The sequence below is a fragment of the Bartonella sp. B1098 genome (assembly GCF_944896145.1).
In the GTDB taxonomy this organism is placed as follows: domain Bacteria; phylum Pseudomonadota; class Alphaproteobacteria; order Rhizobiales; family Rhizobiaceae; genus Bartonella.
The window spans coordinates 986,037-1,006,758 of record NZ_CALYLP010000002.1; the positions used below are offsets into that span (position 1 = coordinate 986,037).

The following is a 20,722-nucleotide window of genomic DNA, read 5'->3' on the forward strand; positions in this document are numbered from 1 at the left end:
ACGCTGAGTTTGTTTATAGAGTTTTATGTCAGTAAATCGAAGTAGGAGACCAAGAGCAACTTGCCCAGAGAATTTGGGTTGTTTGCAGACCAGTATGGATGGCAATTTTAGTTTTCTCGTGGAGAGTGAATTAACATAAAATGCACCTCTCTTTTTACTTTCAAAGGGTTTTATTCTTTTATACTGCAGAATATTATCTTATCGTGCAGGTCTATAAGATATATGCATACATCTAAAAAGATGATATTGCCTCTATCTGATATTAGTTTTTGTCTAAACTTAAGAGGATTTTATTTCAATCAGCTCGGGAAATATAGAGTTGAGCAGAATATTTAAAACCAACAATTTATCTCATGCTTTTTTGAAATGAATCACATGAAGTGATTCGCAGATGAGGTGTACGTCGAGAAAAAACAACCTGATTACAGATTGGTAAGTGTTAAAAAATTTTACAATAACAATTTGATTTATAATTTTCTGTTTTAATAAGAACTTGAATATCATGAGGTCTTTTATCTGAAAATCTGTTTATGATAAATCAATCACAATTATTCGCTTGCACATTCCAAGCGCAAAGCGCTGCATGGATAAAATTGTACAATAAATAAAATTTTATAATAAAAATGCCTCTAATGAATCGTCTCATGTGCCGAGAGCTACCAAACATTGGGGGTTGGCAAAATCTATGGTGGAGCTGTTTTGCTTCTTTAAAAGCGCAAAGAGGGTATAGCTCCATGGATTTAACATTGTAAGGGTGAATTAAAACTTTATTCCTGGAATGATGAGAGGGTTTTCCAAGAGAGCTGTTTTGTCTGCAGTATCTATGGCTGGTTTATTAAAAAAAGCATTGAGAAGTTTTTGTATTGCTTCTTTTTCAATACCATCGGCAATGATGACAAAACGTGTTTGTTTTATTCCTTTTGGCCATGCTGGAAGTCTGATGGGGGGATGAAAAAATGTTTGTACACCATGTAATACAAGGGGGCGATAAGGATCATCACGCAATGCGATTATTGCTTTAATACGGAGTAATTTTGTACCATAACGGTCTTGTAGGAGATCTAAAAAAGCTTCAATTGTGGCATAATCAACGAGTTCTTCACAATCTAATGAAAAGGTACGAATGGTTTTATGGGGAGCATGATCGTGTGGAGCGGTGGTAAGATTTTGCTTAAGGTGTGTATTTTCTCCTGTTTCATTCCATAATGTGTGATTTATTAGTAGATTTGAGCAGAAATCTTCAGAATGGACATCAATGATTTGTGCTGTAGGATTCATTCTTTTAAGTGTGTTAAGAAGCGTATTAGAAAAGGATTGTGGGGTTGTGAGATCTGTTTTGGTGAGAATAATTTTATCAGCAAGGATTAATTGTTTATATATTTCAGAATAGCGTTCACATATGGAAAGTGTGCTTAATGTATCAAATGTTGCAAGAACAGCATTTATGGACAATGTTTGAATAAACAGTGGGTGGCTTAACAGTATTTGTAAAATCGGGGCGGGATCAGCCATCCCTGTTGTTTCAATGATAATGTGATTGAGTTGTTTGATTTGTCCTGTCTGAACGCAATTGATTAAATCAATTAATGTATCAATGAGATCACTGCGTAAATTGCAGCATAAACAGCCATTGGCAAGCTCAATAATTCCTTCTGTCGCATTTTCAACAAGAAGATGGTCAATACTAATTTCGCCGAATTCATTAATGATAACAGCACATTCCGTTAAGAGAGGGTCTTGTAACATACGGTTGAGCAAAGTTGTTTTGCCAGAGCCTAAAAAACCAGTAATAAGCGTGAGAGGGATGCGCTTCATTTTCATTTTAATCATCAACCGTGGTTCTGTTTTAAAGAAACATATCTTACGACGTTAACCCCATTCATAATGGGGCGTGAGGGATATGTGATGGATAATTGCCTACGAAATCCATTTTATCACTACTTTAAAGTTTATAAAGGTAAGTGCGGGTGCAATCATGCACTTTTTCAGTGCTCGTGTTATAATAATTTTTGGAATTTGAAAGGTCTTATAGGAAGAGTTTTAATTCCTTACTTTGATTATTTTATCTATTATGCTCATCCATCTTGTGATGTGAAAGAGACAGATTTTAATTGATTCAACAGCGATGGATTTGAAATGAGAGAATTTTACGGTATTTGTAGCTTACGGCTTTTTTATAGAATAGTTTGCGCGTTTTTTATACGAACTATGGGGGTTTCTTAGCGGTTTTACTGTTATTTTAGGCGTCTGTGGACTACGAATGAGATGTACTACTAAAGGATGAGAAAAAGAATGTGGAGCGGTGATAAAAGGTGAGGTGAGAATAATATTTCCTTGATCATCATATGAATTGGCGTGCATTTTTATGGCTTCAGGTGTGCATGTTTGTTGTCTCATATTGTTGGCTTGTGTTATGTTGCTCCCATAGGGTTTTAATGTTGTGAGTGTTAGTTGGGGGCTTCCTTGATGTAAAAATCCTATTTCAAGAAGTTGTGCCGCTTTTTCTTCCCTTTCACTTATGTTGTTTGCCCCTAGAATGACAGCAATAATTGTACGTTTATTGCGGGTGGCTGAGGCAACAAGATTAAAACCAGAGGCGCAAATAAAACCTGTTTTCATACCGTCTATTCCATAAAAACGACCAATAAGGTTGTTTGAGTTATGCTGGATTTTTCGGTTGTTACCAAAATCAATGGCTGGAATAGAAAAATAATGAGCATATTGTGGAAATTCTCGACGTATTTGGACAGCTAAAAGAGCAATATCACGTGCGGTGGAATAGTTCTGAGGGTCTGGTAAACCACTTGCGTTTGCAAAATGGGTGCCAAACATGCCTAAGCGTTTAGCTTCGCTATTCATTTTGCGTACAAAAGCTTTCTGTGAACCTGCAACGGCTTCACTCATGGCAATGGCCAAATCATTGGTCGATTTAACCATGGTGATACTTAAGGCTGTATCAAGTGTGAGAACAGAACCAGCTTTGTAGCCTGAACGATACGCGGGAGCTTTTGCAGCATATTCGCTGATGGTGATAGGTTTGTTGGGTGAAATTTCCCCTCGGCTCATGGCGCGAAAAATAACATACGCGGTCATTAATTTTGTTAAGGAAGCTGGATACCAACGCTCAAAAGCTTGATTATGTTTTAAGATATGTCCCGTTGTAACATCAACAGAAATAAAAGGCTGTGCTAAAGCAAAAGTGCTCGACAAACTCAAAATGAAATAAAAAAATAAATTGTAGAAGAGACGTTGCATGAATTTAAATCCAGTTTCTTCTCATTCGTTATTTAGAATTATTTTAATGTAGCATACAAAGCTTTTAAATCCAGGATAAAGAGGACAGATGGTTAATTGCTGTATTGAGTTATGTCCCATGGATAAAAACCAACACTCATTTTTATTTTCTCCTTGAATTTAGTTTGATGATTGAAATCTCTCAAGAAATACTTTTTAAATAATGAAGATTGTAAAAGATTTCAGGTTCTTGAGGAGATTGATGTTTTTCAGGAAAGAACAAGTTCGTATAACTATACATTTTGCCTGTTATTCTTTTATATATAAACATTGATTTGTAATGATCATTCACTATTTTACATATTGAATGAGGCTTTTGAATATTATACAACTTTTTCACTCCAAATCTGTTCCACGTTGAATAGGGATAAATTATATTTATAAATCAATACCCTGTGTGTTATTTAAACGATTTTAAGGAAAGCAAGAATGCTTTCTCAAAAAAATTCATACGTTGATCATTTTTGATGATGTGTGTTTTATAATTTCGGATGAGAGAGTTTGAAATATCTCCCTTATATTTTTGTTTCATATGCTGCATTTAACACACAAAGTGATGTTTTTTATCAATCAAGATTGTGTTTCATGATGCTTCAGTTTTTGAAGCTTTTGAACAGCAGATGGTGGCATAGGAGGAGGGGTAGGATCTTGAGCGGCTAAGAGAAGTAGTTCATCACATGCTTCTTCAGTTTTTTGGATCAGTTTATTTAGAAAATCACGTTTGCTTAAACCAGCTTCTATCGGGGGAAGAATACGAACACGAATTGTTCCGGGATAGCGGCGGAAATTACTCCGTGGCCAATATAAACCCGCATTGTGCGCAATAGGGACAACTTGAAGTCCTAATTCATTATAGAGTGCGACAATTCCTGACTTATAATCTGGTTCTTGACCAGGTTGTCGGCGTGTTCCTTCGGGAAAAATGAGGATTTGGCGTCCTTGTTTTACTTTCTCTTTTGCTTTTTGTATAACCATTTTTAAGGCTTTGATGGGCGTTGTGCGGTTAATGGGGATAATTTGTGTTTTTGCCATATACCAGCCAAACAAGGGAATCCACATCAATTCACGTTTTAAAATGAGAGTGGGATCATCAAAATAGGGAACAAGGCTAAAAGTTTCCCATGCAGATTGATGTTTTGGAGCAATGATATAAGCCCCTTGGGGGAGATTTTCTAATCCTTCAATTTCATAACGTGTGCCTGCGATGTATTTTTGCAAAAATAGTGTAACGCGCGCCCATGTTTTAGGAACAATCCATGCTTTTTTTCGAGGCATGAGAAAATAAACGGGAGCGTAAAGAATCATTTGTATGAAAGTTGTGGTATAAAAGGCGAATGTAAAAAGAATAGAACGAAGGATAAGCACTATATTTTCCATTTTATATCTATAAGAAGACTTCGTATATAATATAATTCGCATGAGAAAACATCTTCTTTATGTTTTTTCAAGCATCTATTTTTTAGGTAATTTATTTTCTGATATTTAAAAACAGAAGGAAAGAGATTGATGGAATTACAAAAAGATGAACTTTTTATTCCACGGATTTTATCTATTGCGGGAACAGATCCTTCTGGTGGCGCGGGAATGCAGGCGGATTTGAAGGTTTTTTCAGCTATGAAAACTTACGGTATGAGTGTGGTTACAGCTGTTGTTGCACAAAATACTCAGGGCGTTCGTTCTTTTCAAGCATTAGATGCTTCTTTTGTTGCAGATCAAATTGATTCTGTTTTTGAGGATATCCACGTTGATGCCGTTAAAATTGGTATGGTTGCAAATGCTCAAATTGCACAGGTTATTGCAGAACGTCTTGCTTATCATAAAGCGCGTTTCATTGTTTTTGATCCGGTTATGGTTGCAAAAAGTGGTGATGTTCTTTTAAAGCCTGATGCCATTGAAATTATGCGTGATGTTCTTATGCCGATGTCAACTTTGGTCACGCCAAATTTGCCTGAAGCTGCACTGTTATTGGGATGTGATGTACAATGGTCTTTAGAGGCTATGTACCAATATGCTCCACGACTTTTGGCGCTAGGGTGTCATGCGGTTTTGTTAAAAGGGGGACATTTGAATACGCTTACCAGAAATAGTAAAGAAAATTACGATTGTTCTAGTCCAGATCTTTATTGTGATCGTGAAAATCTGGTTATGCTTGAAGCTTCTCGTCTTTCAACCACGCATGATCACGGGACAGGGTGTACCATTTCTGCTGCTATCGCAGCTTTATTGCCTACACAACCTTTGGGTTGCGCCGTTAAACAAGCAAAAGAGTATTTACATGGAGCGTTATCTGCCTCAAATGCTTTACAAGTTGGGAAAGGACGAGGTCCACTTCACCATTTTTATGCATTGTGGAAAGATTAATATAACAATTGATGGTGAAAAATCTCCACTCTATGAATTTGTTTCGTCGTTATAGGCTGTTTTGAACTTATAACGGATAGATGTTAATACATTGTAGCTTAACAGTTGTTTTGTATTTAAGAAAAATGAGAGAGAAAAAAGTTATAATTTGTTGCTTTTATTATATTTTTTTACGATTAATATATCGCCTTGTAAAAAGCAATTTTAAATGTAAAAAAGAAAACGAGAGACTCTTATAACTCAAGATTTGATGGTAAAAAGGGTAGAGGGAAAGACTTTTTACAAGGCGATATTAGAGCTCGTTCATCCCATCATATTTATATTGATCGATTGGTGGGTTATATTTGAGTTCTGCTGAAAATAATAGATACTCTTCATTGATGAGCAAAAAAGAAAAAAAAAGAGTCTGTCGCTAAATGATCATGTGTTTATTGGAATAAACTTTAAATTCACCAAAGTTTATGAAACCCAATTTTTTATAAATGCTCATTTCCTCGTGAGATGCTTGCAGACCAATAACATGACAATTCTTTCTTTTTAAATGCTTAATAGCAATTTTTGTCATGAATGTCCCAATACCTCTTTTCTGAAAATCTGAATGGGTGACAATATCATAAACGCCACCAATGCCATCCGCTTTCATACAAAAACATATGGCTGTAGTTTGACACTAGGTTTTGTACTAAGTGGGATTAGGTGGGATTAGATAGGAATACGTGGATAATTTGTTGTTTTTATGTATAAAATTTAGCATTAAATGCGTGTTTTGTCAAAATAGATTTTGACACCTAAAATTGCAAAAAATGGTAAAAAAGAGCGAAAATCGGAATTTAAGCGTAAAAATGAGAAAAGGCTTTGAAAGGTCTTTAAAAACCCTTTGAAAAATTTTTAAAAGTCTGTGAAAGCCCAGAAAACCGCCTTTGAAGACCCTTTGAAAAAAATCCGATAAAGTGTGAAGCACATTGCAAAATCAGCCAAAAATAACCAAAAAAGCAAAAAAGATTTCCATATATGCGTGGAAATCTCAAAAAATGGATAATAAAATATTATTTATCAATGTATTATATTAAATTCTTAATGTAAAAAGATTTCCACTTTCATTTTTCATTTTAAAGGAGCATTAAGCCGTATCTTGTGTAGTTTTGGAATGTTCTTTTTCAGCTTCTATTTGACGCTTTAAATGCAATTTTAGAAGAGGCAAGGTAAGCTCTATTTCTTCCGTGTCATTGATGTTTTGAACCAGCTCTTGCAGTTTTTTATAAAGATCCGCCGCGAGTTCCGCTATATCTTCAGGGGGGAGTTTAATTTTTGCATCGCGGTAGGTCGTATAAGCTATACGACCAAGTTTTTTCATGAGACCATCAGGGATAGTAGGCGCTAAATTTGTTACTTTCATTACGTCTATAAACATTTCGCCTTCGCCTGTAACAAGCCAAGTTAAGTTGACATTTAATTGCTGTGATAAAGCAGTCAAAAATTCTACATTGGGAAAAGTGGTCCCTCTTTCAGCATGGTCATAAATTGCTTTTTTAATACCTAAACGGGTAGCTATCTGATCTCGATTAAGCTCTAAGCTTTCTCGTATCAAACGTAACCGCTTTGCCTGTTTTGTTTTGGGTTCAATTTCTTTTTTTGCCACAAATTACATAATAATGCAAATATTGCGTTGACTTAATGCATTTTTTGCATTATACCTCTAATTACCGCCCGATATAGAGGGCAGATATTTTACAATTAACCCCACAAAAAACGGATGTGGGAGCATCCGTTTGAAGCAGGAGCGAAAGTTTATGACTATCACACAAACATGCATTCAAGTATGGGATCGCCATAGTATTTTAGCTGAGCTACGCCGCCGGAACATGACTTTGGCGGAGCTCGCGAAAGCTTATCAACTATCGTCATCCAGTGTTCAACACATTTGGACACGGTCTAACGAGAAAGCCGAACGCGCCATTGCCGATTTTATCGGTTTGCCCGTCGAGCAGGTTTTTAGCGACCGCTACCCTAAAAGTCGCCGTCGCATTTTTAAAGCAGCAAAACATGCCAATACGGATTGTGTTGTTTCTTCCCTATCACGCGGTAATGCTGCTTAAGCTTTAGGCTCTGCGTGTTAGCGCATTTGCCATGTATTTAGATACCATAAGATAAAAAGGTTTATCAATGTCTAAAGATCAATACAAAATAGGCAAGAGAAATTGCACACTGTTGCCGCATCAAGCAGCCGATTGGATGGGTTGTTTTTTAAGGTTAGGTGGTCAAATTTTCTTTATCGGGGGTGGTTATGGTTGCGGCTTATAATTTATGGACCCCAAAGGCTAAAAGAGAAATTTTTAATCCGTATTCGGAAGCTGAACGGTTACAAATGATGCTTTCCTGTTCTTTAAAAGCGGTGAGTGGTGGATTTCGGCATTTGCCAATCCGGTATATTATTGACCCTCCGCATGGCTTGTTTGATGCGGTATTAGCACGACAGATTGCTATTCATATTTTGCATTATCAGTTTGAGGTTCCGCGGCGGCGTATTGTTGCCATGCAAACACGCAAGCAAACTGCTATTTTCCTTGCTTTGCAAGTCATTAATCGGCGTTTGGAAGAGCCTGTATTTGCTAAAGCCTATCGAAGGTGGGCTGGGCGTGCGATGGATTTGTTTTTACGAGAAATGGACAAGGCGGTTGGATAATGGCACGGTTTCAAGAGATTGCTTTAGATTTGATTGTTGTACCGGAGCGTATACGCCCTGTTGATGATGAGCATGCCAAGGCGCTTGCCCAATCGATGGCACGAGAAGGGTTGATGAACCCGATTACAGTGCGCCATACGCCCAATGCGAAAGAGGGGCATTATACGTTGATTGCGGGGGCGCATCGATTACGGGCGGCGGAGCTTTTAGGGTATAGCGCCATTGAAGCGGTTGTGGTGCAGGCAGATAAAGAGAATGCTGCGCTTTTAGAAGTGGCGGAAAATTTGTTTCGTAATGAATTGTCAGTGATTGACCGGGCCTTGTTTGTGCAGACGTACCGCGAATTGTGGGAAAAGAAGTATGGGGAAATTAAGCGTGGTGGGGATGGTAGTAATCAACATAAGGTTAAAAAAGAGCAATTCGGTCAAGTTGACCGAATTGCTCAAACAAACGAAGATGCCTCTTCAAATGACAATGAAACTGGACGTGAAGGGGACAAAGTGGCAAAGGGTCAAGTTGACCCTATTGCTCAAATCAGTGATAATGCCTCTTCAAATGACCATGAAACTGGGTGTGAAGGAGAGAAAGTGGCAAAGGGTAAACTTTACCCTTTGCCAAATGATGGTGATTTAAATGGCAAAATGCAAAGTTTGCATTTTGCCACACATGTTGCCGATAGGATTGGTTTATCGAAGGAGTCGGTGAAACTTCTCAACCGCATTGCCCAACATTTACAGCCGGAGTTGCGGTCTGTTTTGCGGGGGACGGCCTTGGCGGATAATCAAGCGCAGTTGTTGAAGTTGGCGAAGATGGAGCCGGTTGCGCAGCGGCGGGTGGCGATTGCTTTGCAACAAGTTGAGGGGGATTTGCGGCGGGCTGTTGATTTGGTCAATGGGATTAATATACCCCCGAAAGTTAATGAACAGGAACGGATTTTTGCTCAATTGTTGGGGGTATGGCAGAGAGCGGATGCACAGACACGGGCGCGGTTTTATGATTATTTGAATAAGCAATCGGGGGAGGAGCAGGCATGAAGACGCGTGGTTCTCATCAACTTGATTTTTTTCAACGTCCGGTTTTCCCCTGTCGTGAACCTGTTGCGCAGATTGATTTAGAGCGGTTTCGCTCTCGCATTAAGCGGGCTATGGCGCGGGCTTTGCGAGAATGCCGCTATGAGCGCAGTGAGATTGCAGAGCGTATGGCGCATTATTTAGGCATTGGTTGTTTGAGTAAGGCGAGTTTGGATGCTTATGTTGCGGAAAGTAAGCAGGTGGATATTTCTTTGCCCCGTTTTAAAGCTTTTGTACGGGCGACGGGGGCTTTTTGGCTTTGGGATGAGGTGGTGAGTGAGGATGGTTTGCTGTTGTTGCAAGGGGATGAAGCGCGTTTGGCAGAGATTGCGCGATTGCAGCAGGAACAGCGTGAGATTGCCGCACAATTAAAAGCAATGCGTGCGGTTCCGGTTCGCATTAAGAGGGGGCAGCCATGAAAGAGTGGTTTAGTATTGCTGAGTTGGCTGAAGCGGCTTTGCCAGGATTGCCGCAGACAAAAATTAGTCTCAATAATCTTGCGCTTAAGAAATGGCGTTTGAATACACAATTGTTTCGTCAAACAGTAGGTAAGACCAAGCCGGTTTGGGAGTATCATATCTCTTTATTGCCGGAGGGGGCGCGGGCGGCGTTGTTGTTGCGGGCGGGTGGTGTTGATGTTTTGCAAAAGGCAGAGCAGACGAGACAAAAAGAAGCGCTTTGGGCGCGTTATGAAGGGCTTTCAAAGGCGCATAAAAGCCGTTGTGAACAACGTTTGAAGGCGCTTTGTTTTTGGGAAGATTTACTCCATGCCGGTATGGGGGTGCATGATGCAGCAAGTTTGTGCGCGGTTCAGTTTGGGGTTAGCCGGATGTCGCTTTTTAATTGGCGGCAGATGGTTGAAGGGGTCGCGCGGTGTGATTGGTTGGCAGCGCTGGCGCCTTGTTATGGTGAGGAGACTGCTTCGCCGTTTGCTCCCTGTCATGAAGAGGCTTTTGAGGTTTTATGTTCGGATTATTTACGCCCTTCTCGCCCTGCATTTTCGGCATGTTATCGGCGGATGGTTGGGGTTGCGCGTGAGAAAGGTTGGGCGCCGATCCCTTCAGAGCGGGCGTTACGCCGTCGTTTTAAGGCGCAAGTTTCCAAGGCGGTTGTAGCATTAGCGCGTGAGGGCGAGGAGATGGCAAAAAAGCTTTATCCCGCCCAACGGCGTGATCGGCGTGCACTGCATGCAATGGAAGCGGTGAATATGGACGGGCATAAGTTGGATGTTTTTGTGAATGTTCCTTGGGGCTCGAAGCCTGTACGGCTTTATTTGATTGCCATTCAAGACCTTTATTCAGGCAAGATTTTATCGTGGCGCCTGTCGGATGCTGAGACTTGGGAAATCGTGCGTTTGGTGATTGGGGATATGGTGGAGGCTTATGGAATACCAGAGCGTATGACTTTGGATAATGGGCGTGCTTTTACCAGCAAATGGATTTCTGGGGGTGTGCAAAACCGCTTTCGTTTTAAGATTAAGGCGGATGAACCGCAGGGTCTTTTGACCAGTTTGGGCATTCAATTGCAATGGACGACCCCTTATAGCGGGCAGTCAAAGCCGATTGAGCGGGCATGGCGTGATTTGGCAGAAGCGATTTCTAAACACCCGTTATGTGCGGGGGCTTATACGGGGAATAAACCGGATGCTAAGCCTGAAGATTATGGTAAGCGGGCGATGGATTTGGAAGAATTTAAAGCCCATGTTGGGGCGCAGATTGTGGTGCATAATGCGCAAGCAGGACGTAAGGCGCTGACATGTGCGGGGCGCAGTTTTGATGAGACTTTTGCAAAAAGTATGACAGCAGAAGGGACGATTGTTCGGCAAGCAACCGCAGCTCAGAGGGCTTTATGGCTTTTGACCTCAGAAGCATTGCGTACGCAAAAGGGGACAGGTGAGATTCATTTTTATGGCAATCGCTATTGGGCGCGGGCGTTGAATAGCTATGCGGGAGAAAAGGTGATTGTGCGTTTTGACCCTGATCATTTGCATCAAGATTTACGGGTTTATGATTTGAATAATCAGTTGCTTTGTCTGGCGCCTTGCCTTGCGGATGTGGGTTTTTACGACCAGCAGGCAGCGCGTTTGAATGGGCGTTTGCGTAAAGAATATGTGAAAGCTGTCAAAACAGAAAAGCAGTTGGCGGCAAAACTTGCTCCGGATCAATTGGCGGATGTTTATGCAAAAGTTGCAGGGAGGGGTGATGATGCAAAATCCAAGCGTCCTGTTCAACCAAAGGTCAGTCGCTTGATGCCAAAGAATGCGGGGAATCTCGCTTTAAAAGCCCCTGATGCGGTTTTAGGGGATGATGAGGCTTTAGATTCTCGAGAGTTTAGTCAACATTTGCACCAAGCTTTAAGACGCCTTAGCGCTTCAAGTAAGGTGCATGAAGTGATCAAGTTTCCTAGAAGTTAGGAAAAGAGAGGGGGGACTTACAAGAGTGCCTACAAGGGGGGCTGGTTTTGTATCGCGTACCAGCTTGAAGCGTTAACAAAGAAAGGGGGGAGGAGAAGTCTTAATCCATTTCAATATTTTAAATCAATACGATTAAATTTTCAGGTGTTTTTGCCTTGATTTGAGCGCGGAGCCGTGAAGTTAGCAAGTTCCCCGATGTGTAAGAAAGAGAGGGGGATTTGTCAGGTTAGCCGGTTTTGTTTTGCGTACGGCTTTAAATGTTCATTGAAGATAAAAGATAAGGGGCAAGATTTTAGCCTTTCCCCTTATCGATTGTCTAAATCAATACGAGAGGGGAATATATATGAAGTACGCGATAAATGCAACCGTTGATAAAAATCCTTGGGCGCGACCTAAAAAACAGCCCGATGGGACAGCACAAAACCGCAATAGTGATGATATTGCTTTATGGAACACGCTTGTGGATTCAGTGATTGCTCTGGCACGGACGAATGGCTGGACTAAGGCGGAAGTGGCGCGGCGCATAGGTATGCCGGATGGCACCTTTTCGCAGTGGTATGCGGGTAGTTATGCGGGGCAATTGGGCAAGCAAAATGCCAAAGTTCAACAATGGGTTGAAGCGTTAAAAGAAACGGCAGGGCTTTTGGAGATGATCCCTGAAAAGCCTGCATTTCAAAAGAACCGTATAGCTTGTGAAATCATTGACGCTTTAACACTGGCACAAATCCATAATGGTGAAGTGGTCACTAACTTAAATACAACGGGAAGCTCGCTTAAAGGACCTTTGAGAATCGATGGTGATGTTGTTTATACCAAGGCGCAAGTGGATGCCGCCATCTTAGCAGGGATAAAGAGTCTTAAAAAAGATTTGACCGATAAAATCACAAATTGGCCGGCTCTTGCCGATGCTGAATTGCTCTATACGCAAGATGGCAAAATTGAATGGCCCGATTGGGTCACCGATAAAACCAAAGTTGAGATCCAAGCATGGGGCGGCGGCGGCAGTGGTGGTAGAGCGTTTGGGATAGGATTAGGAGGAGGTGGAGGTGGAGGCGGTTGCTCGGTGTGGTATGGCTATAAAGTCAGTTTAAACGGTCACGAGAATATCATCATTGGTAAAGGAGGGGCTTCTATTGCAAAGAATTTTGTAAGCGGTAAGCCTGGAGAAACAACAACCATTGGCAAAAATTTTATTACCGCTACCGGAGGAAAGGGGGGTGGGGGAGCTGACGCCCGTATCTCTCACTCGGGATTTGGTGGTAGTACGACTTCCATCTATTCAGGTTCTGGTGGTGCTGGAGGTGTTGGTGGAAATTTTGGTTTAGCAACAGACGAACATCCAGGAATTGCTAAAGGTGGCAATGGTTGTGCTGGAACGGATGGAATTACTGGCAAGATAAGTGGTAATGGCGGGGATGCTGGGGGTGATACATCAAGGGGTGGCTCTGGAGGAACTGGACAAGGTTCCTATGGTTCAGGAAAAGCAGGGCGTGGCTTTGGGGGTGGGGGTGCTGGTTCTCATGGGACTGATCGTTCAAGTGGTGCTGGTGCTGATGGTGCCATTCTTATAAGATTATGGAAAGATTAAATACAAAACAAGTAGCGCAAGTCAAACGGATGCTTGTTATATAAGCAGGCTTTGTATGATTTTTTAGTCCTTTTATCGCTCTTTTAAAACCCTCTCAAAGGGCTTTTTTTGACTGACACTGTCAGTCTTATGGAGCATGGTGATACTTGTTATTGTCTCTTCATTGATTTGGAGAGCAAAATGGCAACAGAATTTAATCATGGTATTCGCCTCATTGAGGATGGTCAAGCTTCTCGTCCTTTAGAGATGTTTAGCCAAACCGCCATTGGGGCAGTTGTGACAGCCCCTGATGCGGATGCACAAACCTATCCCCTTAACGAGCCCGTGTTGGTCTTTACGCATGAGACAGAGAAAATCCAAAAGCTTGGGCAAAAAGGCACAGCCCTTGATGTCATCAATGCCGTTCGCGCGCAAGGGGTTGAGGCACAAGTGATCTTCGTGCGGGTGGAAGAAAAATCCACCATTGCTGAGACACAAACCGAAATGGTGGGGTCAAGTGTTGCTTTAACCGGTGTTCATGCCCTAGCGCATGCTAGAGGGCATTTAGGTGTGGAGCCTGGAATTCTCTTAGCGCCAGCTTATAGTGCAGGGCGCCTTGATAATGCTAAAAACCCGCTAGCAGATGCTCTAGAACAGGTTGCCGAAAAGCTCCAAGCCATTGCGGTGTTTGATACGGGGGGCAAAAATACGGAAGAAAGCCTTGCCTTTCGGGCAGATTTCTCCTCACGTTTTTGTTATCTGATTGATCCCTTTGTGCGGGTAGCAAATAGTGAGGGGGGCTTTAGTATCAAACCGGCAAGCCCCTTTGTGGCAGCCATGTTTATCAAACGGGACAAACAAAAGGGAGGTGTTTTTTGGTCTCCCTCCAATCAAGATGTTAAAGGTATTTTAGGCACAGCACGCCCCATTAGCTATTTTGATGGGGAAATTGATCATGAGGCTAATCGTCTCAATCAAGCTGATATTGCCACCTTTATTCCCGCCCGCCTTAGCCAAAATGCCCAAGGTCAATTGGCTGCCAATGGACGCATTTTATGGGGCAATCACACCACCTCGAGTGATCCACTCTGGCGTTTTGTCAATGTGGTACGCACCCGCGCCGCCTTGGAAAAGACCATCATTAACAATTTACGCCCTTGGGCTAATGACGAAAACCTGACCGGCCAACATGTCATTGCTATTACCCGCAGCCTTACACAGTTTCTTGATGATATGATTGCCCGTGGAGCGCTTTTAGGAGGACGTGTCTGGTTTGACCGCGATTTGAATTCAAACAGCAATTTGCAATTGGGAAAATTGCGGGTGGAATTTGATGCAGAAGAAGTCCCTCCTCTCGAAGATTTAAGCTTTGGAAGCCGGCGCAATGGCGCTTACTTTAATCGGCTCTCTGAAGATATCCAAAATAAAATGACCCATACTTTTGGCGATACGCTTGAGGGTTATCGCAAGGCAGCAAGGAGTGATGTATGACTTTAAGAATTGTTCGTGGTTTTACCCTGATTGTTGATGATGATGTCAATCTCCATCTTGATCTTGAGACACTCAAACTTCCCACGTTGGAAGAAATCACTGAAACCTATCAACCGGGTGGTTCTGACATGCAAATTGATGTGAGTGGTCTTGGTGTAAAAGCTTTAACCTTGCAAATGAAAATCCGCAGCCACACTCCAGAAATCATTGGTATCTTTGGTGGCCCTCCTGGTCTTCGTCATAAATTTACCGGCAAAAAACATGTGGTATCTGAAGAAGATGGGCGCGAGCATGAACATTCCATTGATGTTACAGGACGCTTGGTCAAAGTCGATAGCGAAGGCTTAACGGCTGGAAAAGCCACAGGCTATGATTGCGAGATCAAGAATGTTTGGGATTACACAGAATTTTGGGATGGTTCTGTTTTACACCGCTTTTCCTTTAAACGAGGCGGTTGGCTGGTGCGCAATGGACAAGAGATCGGTGGACGCCGCCGCGCTATACTTAATTTATAGGAATTGATCATGACCAGTTTACAAACAAGTGTTGCTGTGGAATTGCAGGTTCCCCTTGTCTATCAAGACAAGGATGGCAAAGAATCCACACGGCACAAATTGACCTTTTATCGCCCAAACTTCAAGCAAGCACGCCAATTAGCCGTGTTGATGGGACCACAGTTGGCAAAGTTCATTCTCCCCGCTTTAGAAGAGGATAAAACACCCTTGAGCAATGATGTTCTCATTTTCAAGCTTTGTGAGGCGTTACTCACCCATGCAGCCATGGAAGGAATCGCCGCACTTTTGGCAGAGATGTCGCATGAATCCGTTGAACTGATTAATCGTCTTGATTTGCTTGATCTTGTGGCTGTTTTTAAGGCTTTTTTGGCTTTTTTTCCCAAACGCCAATCCTCTATGCCGGACAATTTGGAGCCGAACTAGCCCTTTATTACCACTGGTCTCCTCTAGAGATCAATCAGATGGATTGGCTGGATGTGATTGCCTATCGCGAAGAATTAGTGCGCTTGAAACAACAAGAATATGAAAGCCAAATGTTAGGATGAGATACGCTTATGGATGTTTCCCTTGTTGTGCGTTTTGTGAATCATCTCCAAGAAGGGATCACCTCTGCTAAGCGAGACTTAAGAGCCTTTAGCCTCGATATTGCGCATTTCCAAAACCAAACACGCAAGCATTTTAAAGGGTGGTTTGACCCTGAGCACTTGGAGGAAGCTACAGCAAAAGCGCAAAATGCTTATATTCATGCGCGTGGGCGCATGGTAGGCGCCATGGCTCAAACCGCAACCTTAATTGCGCCTCTTTATAAAGCCATGCAATTTGACCAATCGATGAAAGGCTTGGAAAAGGTTCTGGATGCCCCCCTTGATCGTTTAAAAGAATTGCGTCGTTTTGCGCTTGAAACCTCCACCAAAATTCCTCTCGCCGCTCGTGAAGTGTTAGAACTGATGACCAGTGCCAGCCAAGCAGGGATTGGTGAACAAGATCTCGAGGCTTTTAGTATTTATGCCGCCAAAGCAGCGGTCGCCTTTGATATGACGGGGGATCAGATTGGGGAACGCTTTGCCAAATTGCGCAATGTCTTTAAGCTTAATCAAGCAGGCATCGAAGATTTAGGGGATGCTATCAACCATCTTTCCAACCACATGGCGGCTAAGGCAAGTGAGGTGTCTGACTTTACCAATCGGGCGACCGGAGCGGCAACCATGTTTAAACTGACAGCCCGTGAGACGGCGGCCTTTGGGACGGCGATGATTTCTGCTGGGATTGTTCCAGAGAGTGCAGCACGTGGTTTTAACTCTATCAGTGCCCGTATTCAGGCGGGAGGAAAGCATATTGAAGATGCTTTTACCAATATTGGTCTCTCTCGTCAAAAATTTATGGAAGATTTGGAGAAAGATGCCACCGGTACCTTGGTGCGTTTTTTTGATGTGTTGGGCAAATCCGAACAGGGGATGCGTTCACTGATTGCCATTGCAGGACGCGACTTTACTGGGGATTTTGCCAAACTGGTGGGTAACCCCGAATTGGTAGGGCAAGCCTTAAAGTTTGTTGAAGACCCAAAAGTCTTTAAAGGCTCTGTCGAACAAGAGGCAGATAAACAAGCAACCGGTGCCATGCGGCAATTTGAACTGTTACAAAACCGCATTGTGGCTTTAGGGGTTACCATTGGTGAAGTGCTTCTGCCTCCTGTCAACAGTTTAATGGAAACTGTTGGTGGTTTTTTAAACGTTCTGATGGCATGGGCTAATGAACACCCTGTTTTAACCGGTGTGATCATCAAAACCATTGCCGCCCTTATGGCTTTTAATATTGCTTTGCGGGTTGTACGTTTTACCATGGCGGGAACCCGCCTTGGGGTCCTGCAATTGATTGCCTCTTTTATCAAGATGAGGGCTGTTAGTGGTGCGCTGAAGGCAAGTTGGCGCGGGCTCTTGGCTTCAGGGCGCTCACTGGGCTTGTTAACTGCAGGTCTTGGGGCAAGTTCACTGCGACTCTTACGCCCCATGACTTTATTGATGGGAGCTTTGCGAGGGATCGCAATTTCAGGTACAGCATTTGCTGCCTCTTTTGGCTGGATAGGGACAGCGATCGAAGTGGTTGGGGCAGGTATTGCTTCTGTTGTTGGGGCTGTATTTACCCCAATCGGTGCTCTGATTGCTGCTGTTGTGGCTGTCATATTGGCTGCTGGTTTTGCTTTGTGGAAATATTGGGATCGCTTTTCTTCCTTTGTCAAAGGATTTGCACGGGGGCTAATCCGCGCTTTTGGTCGTGCCTTTGAAGCTGTCATGCGTTTTTTTGGTGCTGATACCAGCACCATCACCCGTTGGAAGAATATCATTGCTTCTGCCTTTGATTTTTCTGCCCACTGGCAAAAGTTTAAACAAGGACTTTCCTTTGTTGCTCAAAGCTTTGAAGATTTGTGGGAGGGGATTAAACAAAGCCTTTCCAATTTTTGGGGGTGGTTGAAGCGTTTTTTCTCTCAAGAAAAGCTCACGGATAGTGCCAAGGCAAGCATGGAACAAGCCGGAGAAGATTTAGGGAGTTGGATTGTTAATGGTTTTATGGGCACCATCTCACAATTGACGGACTTTTGTAAATCTTTACCTCACCGCATAAAGGGGTGGATTGGGTCGATTGATGTAAGAGATTATTTGCCAAGTTTTTTAGGAGGCAAAACGCCTCAGCCTGTTGTGCAATTTTCGGGGGCTGGTCGTGCCAATGCGCCTCTCACAGAAGCAAAAGACAAAGAACGCGTCCCCATTACGCACAATCAAAATGTCACGGTGCATGTCAATGGCGCGCGTGATCCTATTGCAACTGGTTATGCGGTTCGTCATGCCTTGCAACGGGCAGGGGCCAATGCCTTGCATGGCGGAACAGAATAAGGGGAGGGAGTATGCAAGATCCTTTGCTGATGTTGGGACCGCATCAATTTTATGTGGACTGGTTGAACTTCCAATCTTTTGAAGAGGAATTCTCTGCCTCATGGGTTTGCTTAGAGCGTTTTGGTGGGGCCCCTGGTTTGCAATTTACCGGCTATGGCAATGATCCCAAAACCATCCACGGGGTATTATTTCCAGAAGAGTTTGGTGACCGGGTTGCCATTGATGCCATCACCAGAACCATACGTGCGGCTCAACCCGTTCAGATGATCCGTTGGATGAGTGATGATAGCTACAGTGCCTTAATGCTTGGATCCGTGGTGATTACCAGTGTCACGAAAGACCATGACTATATTAGCCGCTCTGGTCAATCGGGGCGTATTCGCTATTCCATTAGCCTGTTGCCGTTTTTTGATGGGGGAAAACCACAAGGTCAATATCAAATAGGGCAATACCAAGGGGGGCAAGAGGAGGATACCTCATGAAGATCCCCGCAAAACAGCTTGTGGTCGAACTAGAGGATATGAGTTTAGACCTCATTTGTTATCACCATGCCTTGTCTGTTTTAGGAGACCGGAGGCAAGCTGGTTTACTGAAAGGTTATTTAGAAGCCACACTGGAGGCTAATCCAGAGATTGCTGGGTATGATACTTTTTTACCGCGGGGCTTAAAAGTTTTTCTGCCTGAATTTATTTCCCAAGAAAAAAACAGCGTGGTCAAACGGCTATGGGATTAATGCGCACACATCCCTTTATTAAGGTAAGGGTAGGGGATAAGCTTGTTCATGAAGTTTTTTACCAACGTCTTTTAACGGCAACCATCACAGACAATGCGGGTAATGAAGCCGATACATTCGAGGCGGAATTTGATGATAGCGGCAATGATTTAGAGATTCCCTCCAGTAACACTGCACTCCATGTCACCTTTGGTTATGAGAACAGCATTCGTGCCTTTATGGGGCGTTTTGTTGTGGAGACGGTGACCAGTTGTGGGGGCAGTGATGGAGAGATTTTGCGCCTTTGTGGCAAAAGCGCTTCCATGCGTGCGGAGATCAAAGAACAGGACAGCGAACATTTTGACCATAAAACCATTGCTGAGATTGTTGAGAGCCTTGCCAAACGTCATGGTTATCAAGCAAAGGTCAGTCCACAGTTTAGCAAACAAACCTTGCCTTATGTGGTGCGCACCAATCAATCGGCGATTGATTTTTTAACCCGGCTTGCTGATCGGATGCAGGGGCGTTTTTTGATCAAAGACAATAAGTTTTTATTTTTAAGCGGAGACAATCTTCCTCTCCAGACAATTCATCAACAGGATTGTTCCCATTGGGAATTTAACCTTGAGCCGCGCACCCAATATGGCATGATAGAAGCACGGTATTTTGATCGCACAAAAGGGCAACAGCACGTTGTTACGCATCGCACAGGGTATACGGGGCCCATTCGCCGTCTGCGGACGTGCTACCCTTGTGAGCAGCAAGCTTTAGCTGCGGCTGCTTCTGAGTCGGATAGGCTTTGTCGAGCCATGGGTAGTGGTTCTTTAAGCCTTGAGGGGCGCCCTGAAATCATGGCGGGGCAACCGCTTTTGCTTCAAGGGTTTCGAGGCGAAATCAATGGCCCATGGCATGCTGCAACCGTGACCCATCGCTATGAAAAGCAAAGCGGATACATCACAGAAATTACCCTAGAAGCGCTAAATCAAGGAAAGGAAACAGGAGAAAGGGAAACTTGATCAGAACAGAAAATCAAAGGTGCAACCTGCTCCTTTGATCGGTAGTGATGTTTCTTGAGATTAAAGTGCAAGGTTTGCACTTTGGGTGGGAGAGAGCAATTGGGACAAGTTGTCCCTATACCTTAAAGGAGCAATAGGATCAAGTTGATCCAATTGCATGAGGCCAGCAATAGGGTAATGTTTACCCAATTCCTCAAACAAGTAATAGTGCAAACATTGCGCAATTGCATATAGAAGTGCAATACGGTCAACATGACCGAATTTTTCCAAGCTTCTTTTGTTTTTTAATAATGCCTCAGAAAACCGAAAAGCTGTCACGCAGTTTATGCTAAAGAAAAGGTACCATTTTATGCATGCTTCTTCTCAAATAATACGATTCTTTTAATGCGATTCTTGCTCATGACTGATCATCAGAAATTGCGACCTTTAAGAGAAGAAAAATAAAGACTCATTAAAGAGGCTTAAAATGATCTTTGAAAGGTCTTTGAAGACCCTTTGAGAACTCCTTAAAAATCATTTTAAAGAAAATAAATTGGTACAAAACCTGGTGGCAAAATATACAAAACCTGCTGGCAAGCTACAGCTACAATCCAATAATCAAAATTCAAATGGAGCGGGCGATGGGATTCGAACCCACGACCCCAACCTTGGCAAGGTTGTGCTCTACCCCTGAGCTACACCCGCTCACCGATTCGATATACACTTTGCTTGT

At 42.8% G+C, this 20,722-nt stretch carries 20 protein-coding genes and 1 tRNA gene; 14 read left to right on the forward strand and 7 right to left on the reverse strand.

Going from position 1 to position 20,722, the window contains the following annotated elements:
* Window positions 1–759: 759 nt before the first annotated feature.
* From NNJ85_RS04130 to NNJ85_RS04140, 3 genes are all read right to left on the reverse strand, one after another.
* Entirely contained in the window at window positions 760–1,821 is a 1,062-nt protein-coding gene (locus tag NNJ85_RS04130) for a GTP-binding protein (protein ID WP_254473768.1), read from the reverse strand.
* Between the two features lie 342 nt (window positions 1,822–2,163).
* Window positions 2,164–3,255 (reverse strand): D-alanyl-D-alanine carboxypeptidase family protein, encoded by a 1,092-nt coding sequence (locus tag NNJ85_RS04135; RefSeq protein WP_254473770.1) that lies wholly within the window; start codon window positions 3,253–3,255, stop codon window positions 2,164–2,166.
* A 609-nt stretch (window positions 3,256–3,864) separates the two neighbouring features.
* Complete coding sequence (locus tag NNJ85_RS04140; protein ID WP_254473772.1) at window positions 3,865–4,671, reverse strand: 1-acyl-sn-glycerol-3-phosphate acyltransferase; 807 nt, start codon at window positions 4,669–4,671, stop codon at window positions 3,865–3,867.
* Window positions 4,672–4,800: 129 nt separating this feature from the next.
* Between NNJ85_RS04140 and thiD the strand changes: the two genes are divergently transcribed.
* Window positions 4,801–5,655 carry a bifunctional hydroxymethylpyrimidine kinase/phosphomethylpyrimidine kinase gene (thiD, locus tag NNJ85_RS04145; RefSeq protein WP_254473774.1) on the forward strand — a complete coding sequence of 285 codons (855 nt, stop codon included), beginning with the start codon at window positions 4,801–4,803 and terminating at the stop codon, window positions 5,653–5,655.
* 412 nt (window positions 5,656–6,067) lie between these two features.
* Here the strand turns inward: thiD and NNJ85_RS04150 are convergent, their stop codons facing one another.
* Window positions 6,068–6,298, reverse strand: a complete 231-nt coding sequence (locus tag NNJ85_RS04150; RefSeq protein ID WP_254473791.1) for an N-acetyltransferase — start codon at window positions 6,296–6,298, stop codon at window positions 6,068–6,070.
* Between the two features lie 477 nt (window positions 6,299–6,775).
* Window positions 6,776–7,294, reverse strand: a complete 519-nt coding sequence (locus NNJ85_RS04155; protein WP_254473793.1) for a helix-turn-helix domain-containing protein — start codon at window positions 7,292–7,294, stop codon at window positions 6,776–6,778.
* Between the two features lie 151 nt (window positions 7,295–7,445).
* Between NNJ85_RS04155 and NNJ85_RS04160 the strand changes: the two genes are divergently transcribed.
* The 13 genes from NNJ85_RS04160 to NNJ85_RS04220 all read left to right on the forward strand — a co-directional run bounded on the left by NNJ85_RS04160 (window position 7,446) and on the right by NNJ85_RS04220 (window position 20,010).
* The gene (locus tag NNJ85_RS04160; protein ID WP_019221528.1) at window positions 7,446–7,751 is read left to right on the forward strand and encodes a helix-turn-helix transcriptional regulator; all 306 of its coding nucleotides are present in this window, start codon (window positions 7,446–7,448) and stop codon (window positions 7,749–7,751) included.
* Window positions 7,752–7,939: 188 nt separating this feature from the next.
* Window positions 7,940–8,338 carry a hypothetical protein gene (locus tag NNJ85_RS04165; RefSeq protein WP_142416958.1) on the forward strand — a complete coding sequence of 133 codons (399 nt, stop codon included), beginning with the start codon at window positions 7,940–7,942 and terminating at the stop codon, window positions 8,336–8,338.
* Window positions 8,338–9,372 (forward strand): ParB/RepB/Spo0J family partition protein, encoded by a 1,035-nt coding sequence (locus NNJ85_RS04170; protein WP_254473795.1) that lies wholly within the window; start codon window positions 8,338–8,340, stop codon window positions 9,370–9,372. The genes NNJ85_RS04165 and NNJ85_RS04170 overlap by 1 nt, the downstream gene beginning before the upstream one ends.
* Entirely contained in the window at window positions 9,369–9,827 is a 459-nt protein-coding gene (locus NNJ85_RS04175; protein ID WP_254473796.1) for a hypothetical protein, read from the forward strand. The genes NNJ85_RS04170 and NNJ85_RS04175 overlap by 4 nt, the downstream gene beginning before the upstream one ends.
* Complete coding sequence (locus NNJ85_RS04180; protein ID WP_254473797.1) at window positions 9,824–11,821, forward strand: transposase domain-containing protein; 1,998 nt, start codon at window positions 9,824–9,826, stop codon at window positions 11,819–11,821. The genes NNJ85_RS04175 and NNJ85_RS04180 overlap by 4 nt, the downstream gene beginning before the upstream one ends.
* 343 nt (window positions 11,822–12,164) lie before the next feature.
* Complete coding sequence (locus NNJ85_RS04185) at window positions 12,165–13,409, forward strand: hypothetical protein (protein WP_254473798.1); 1,245 nt, start codon at window positions 12,165–12,167, stop codon at window positions 13,407–13,409.
* Between the two features lie 180 nt (window positions 13,410–13,589).
* Window positions 13,590–14,879, forward strand: a complete 1,290-nt coding sequence (locus tag NNJ85_RS04190) for a phage tail sheath C-terminal domain-containing protein (RefSeq protein WP_254473799.1) — start codon at window positions 13,590–13,592, stop codon at window positions 14,877–14,879.
* Complete coding sequence (locus tag NNJ85_RS04195; RefSeq protein ID WP_254473800.1) at window positions 14,876–15,394, forward strand: phage major tail tube protein; 519 nt, start codon at window positions 14,876–14,878, stop codon at window positions 15,392–15,394. The genes NNJ85_RS04190 and NNJ85_RS04195 overlap by 4 nt, the downstream gene beginning before the upstream one ends.
* A gap of 9 nt (window positions 15,395–15,403) precedes the next feature.
* Window positions 15,404–15,817, forward strand: coding sequence for a hypothetical protein (locus NNJ85_RS04200; protein ID WP_142416578.1), 414 nt, complete (start codon window positions 15,404–15,406; stop codon window positions 15,815–15,817).
* Window positions 15,818–15,948: 131 nt separating this feature from the next.
* The gene (locus tag NNJ85_RS04205; RefSeq protein WP_254473801.1) at window positions 15,949–18,282 is read left to right on the forward strand and encodes a phage tail tape measure protein; all 2,334 of its coding nucleotides are present in this window, start codon (window positions 15,949–15,951) and stop codon (window positions 18,280–18,282) included.
* Between the two features lie 11 nt (window positions 18,283–18,293).
* A complete protein-coding gene (locus NNJ85_RS04210; protein ID WP_142416576.1) occupies window positions 18,294–18,764 on the forward strand; it encodes a phage tail protein in 471 nt (156 codons plus the stop codon).
* Window positions 18,761–19,015: a tail protein X gene (locus NNJ85_RS04215; protein ID WP_254473202.1), complete on the forward strand. Its 255-nt coding sequence runs from the start codon at window positions 18,761–18,763 to the stop codon at window positions 19,013–19,015. The genes NNJ85_RS04210 and NNJ85_RS04215 overlap by 4 nt, the downstream gene beginning before the upstream one ends.
* Complete coding sequence (locus NNJ85_RS04220; protein WP_254473904.1) at window positions 19,015–20,010, forward strand: phage late control D family protein; 996 nt, start codon at window positions 19,015–19,017, stop codon at window positions 20,008–20,010. Before NNJ85_RS04215 ends, NNJ85_RS04220 begins: the two co-directional genes overlap by 1 nt.
* A gap of 60 nt (window positions 20,011–20,070) precedes the next feature.
* Here the strand turns inward: NNJ85_RS04220 and NNJ85_RS04225 are convergent, their stop codons facing one another.
* Together NNJ85_RS04225 and NNJ85_RS04230 are read right to left on the reverse strand one after the other, a co-directional pair.
* Complete coding sequence (locus NNJ85_RS04225; RefSeq protein WP_254473803.1) at window positions 20,071–20,328, reverse strand: hypothetical protein; 258 nt, start codon at window positions 20,326–20,328, stop codon at window positions 20,071–20,073.
* A gap of 291 nt (window positions 20,329–20,619) precedes the next feature.
* Window positions 20,620–20,694: transfer RNA gene (locus tag NNJ85_RS04230), tRNA-Gly, on the reverse strand.
* Between the last annotated feature and the right edge of the window lie 28 nt (window positions 20,695–20,722).

Coding starts and splice junctions, on each gene's coding strand:
- NNJ85_RS04130 (WP_254473768.1), bottom strand. CDS start 1,821: ATGAAAATGAAGCGCATCCCTCTCACGCTTATTACTGGTTTTTTAGGC.
- NNJ85_RS04135 (WP_254473770.1), bottom strand. CDS start 3,255: ATGCAACGTCTCTTCTACAATTTATTTTTTTATTTCATTTTGAGTTTG.
- NNJ85_RS04140 (WP_254473772.1), bottom strand. CDS start 4,671: ATGGAAAATATAGTGCTTATCCTTCGTTCTATTCTTTTTACATTCGCC.
- thiD (WP_254473774.1), top strand. CDS start 4,801: ATGGAATTACAAAAAGATGAACTTTTTATTCCACGGATTTTATCTATT.
- NNJ85_RS04150 (WP_254473791.1), bottom strand. CDS start 6,298: ATGAAAGCGGATGGCATTGGTGGCGTTTATGATATTGTCACCCATTCA.
- NNJ85_RS04160 (WP_019221528.1), top strand. CDS start 7,446: ATGACTATCACACAAACATGCATTCAAGTATGGGATCGCCATAGTATT.
- NNJ85_RS04165 (WP_142416958.1), top strand. CDS start 7,940: ATGGTTGCGGCTTATAATTTATGGACCCCAAAGGCTAAAAGAGAAATT.
- NNJ85_RS04170 (WP_254473795.1), top strand. CDS start 8,338: ATGGCACGGTTTCAAGAGATTGCTTTAGATTTGATTGTTGTACCGGAG.
- NNJ85_RS04175 (WP_254473796.1), top strand. CDS start 9,369: ATGAAGACGCGTGGTTCTCATCAACTTGATTTTTTTCAACGTCCGGTT.
- NNJ85_RS04180 (WP_254473797.1), top strand. CDS start 9,824: ATGAAAGAGTGGTTTAGTATTGCTGAGTTGGCTGAAGCGGCTTTGCCA.
- NNJ85_RS04185 (WP_254473798.1), top strand. CDS start 12,165: ATGAAGTACGCGATAAATGCAACCGTTGATAAAAATCCTTGGGCGCGA.
- NNJ85_RS04190 (WP_254473799.1), top strand. CDS start 13,590: ATGGCAACAGAATTTAATCATGGTATTCGCCTCATTGAGGATGGTCAA.
- NNJ85_RS04195 (WP_254473800.1), top strand. CDS start 14,876: ATGACTTTAAGAATTGTTCGTGGTTTTACCCTGATTGTTGATGATGAT.
- NNJ85_RS04200 (WP_142416578.1), top strand. CDS start 15,404: ATGACCAGTTTACAAACAAGTGTTGCTGTGGAATTGCAGGTTCCCCTT.
- NNJ85_RS04205 (WP_254473801.1), top strand. CDS start 15,949: ATGGATGTTTCCCTTGTTGTGCGTTTTGTGAATCATCTCCAAGAAGGG.
- NNJ85_RS04210 (WP_142416576.1), top strand. CDS start 18,294: ATGCAAGATCCTTTGCTGATGTTGGGACCGCATCAATTTTATGTGGAC.
- NNJ85_RS04215 (WP_254473202.1), top strand. CDS start 18,761: ATGAAGATCCCCGCAAAACAGCTTGTGGTCGAACTAGAGGATATGAGT.
- NNJ85_RS04220 (WP_254473904.1), top strand. CDS start 19,015: ATGCGCACACATCCCTTTATTAAGGTAAGGGTAGGGGATAAGCTTGTT.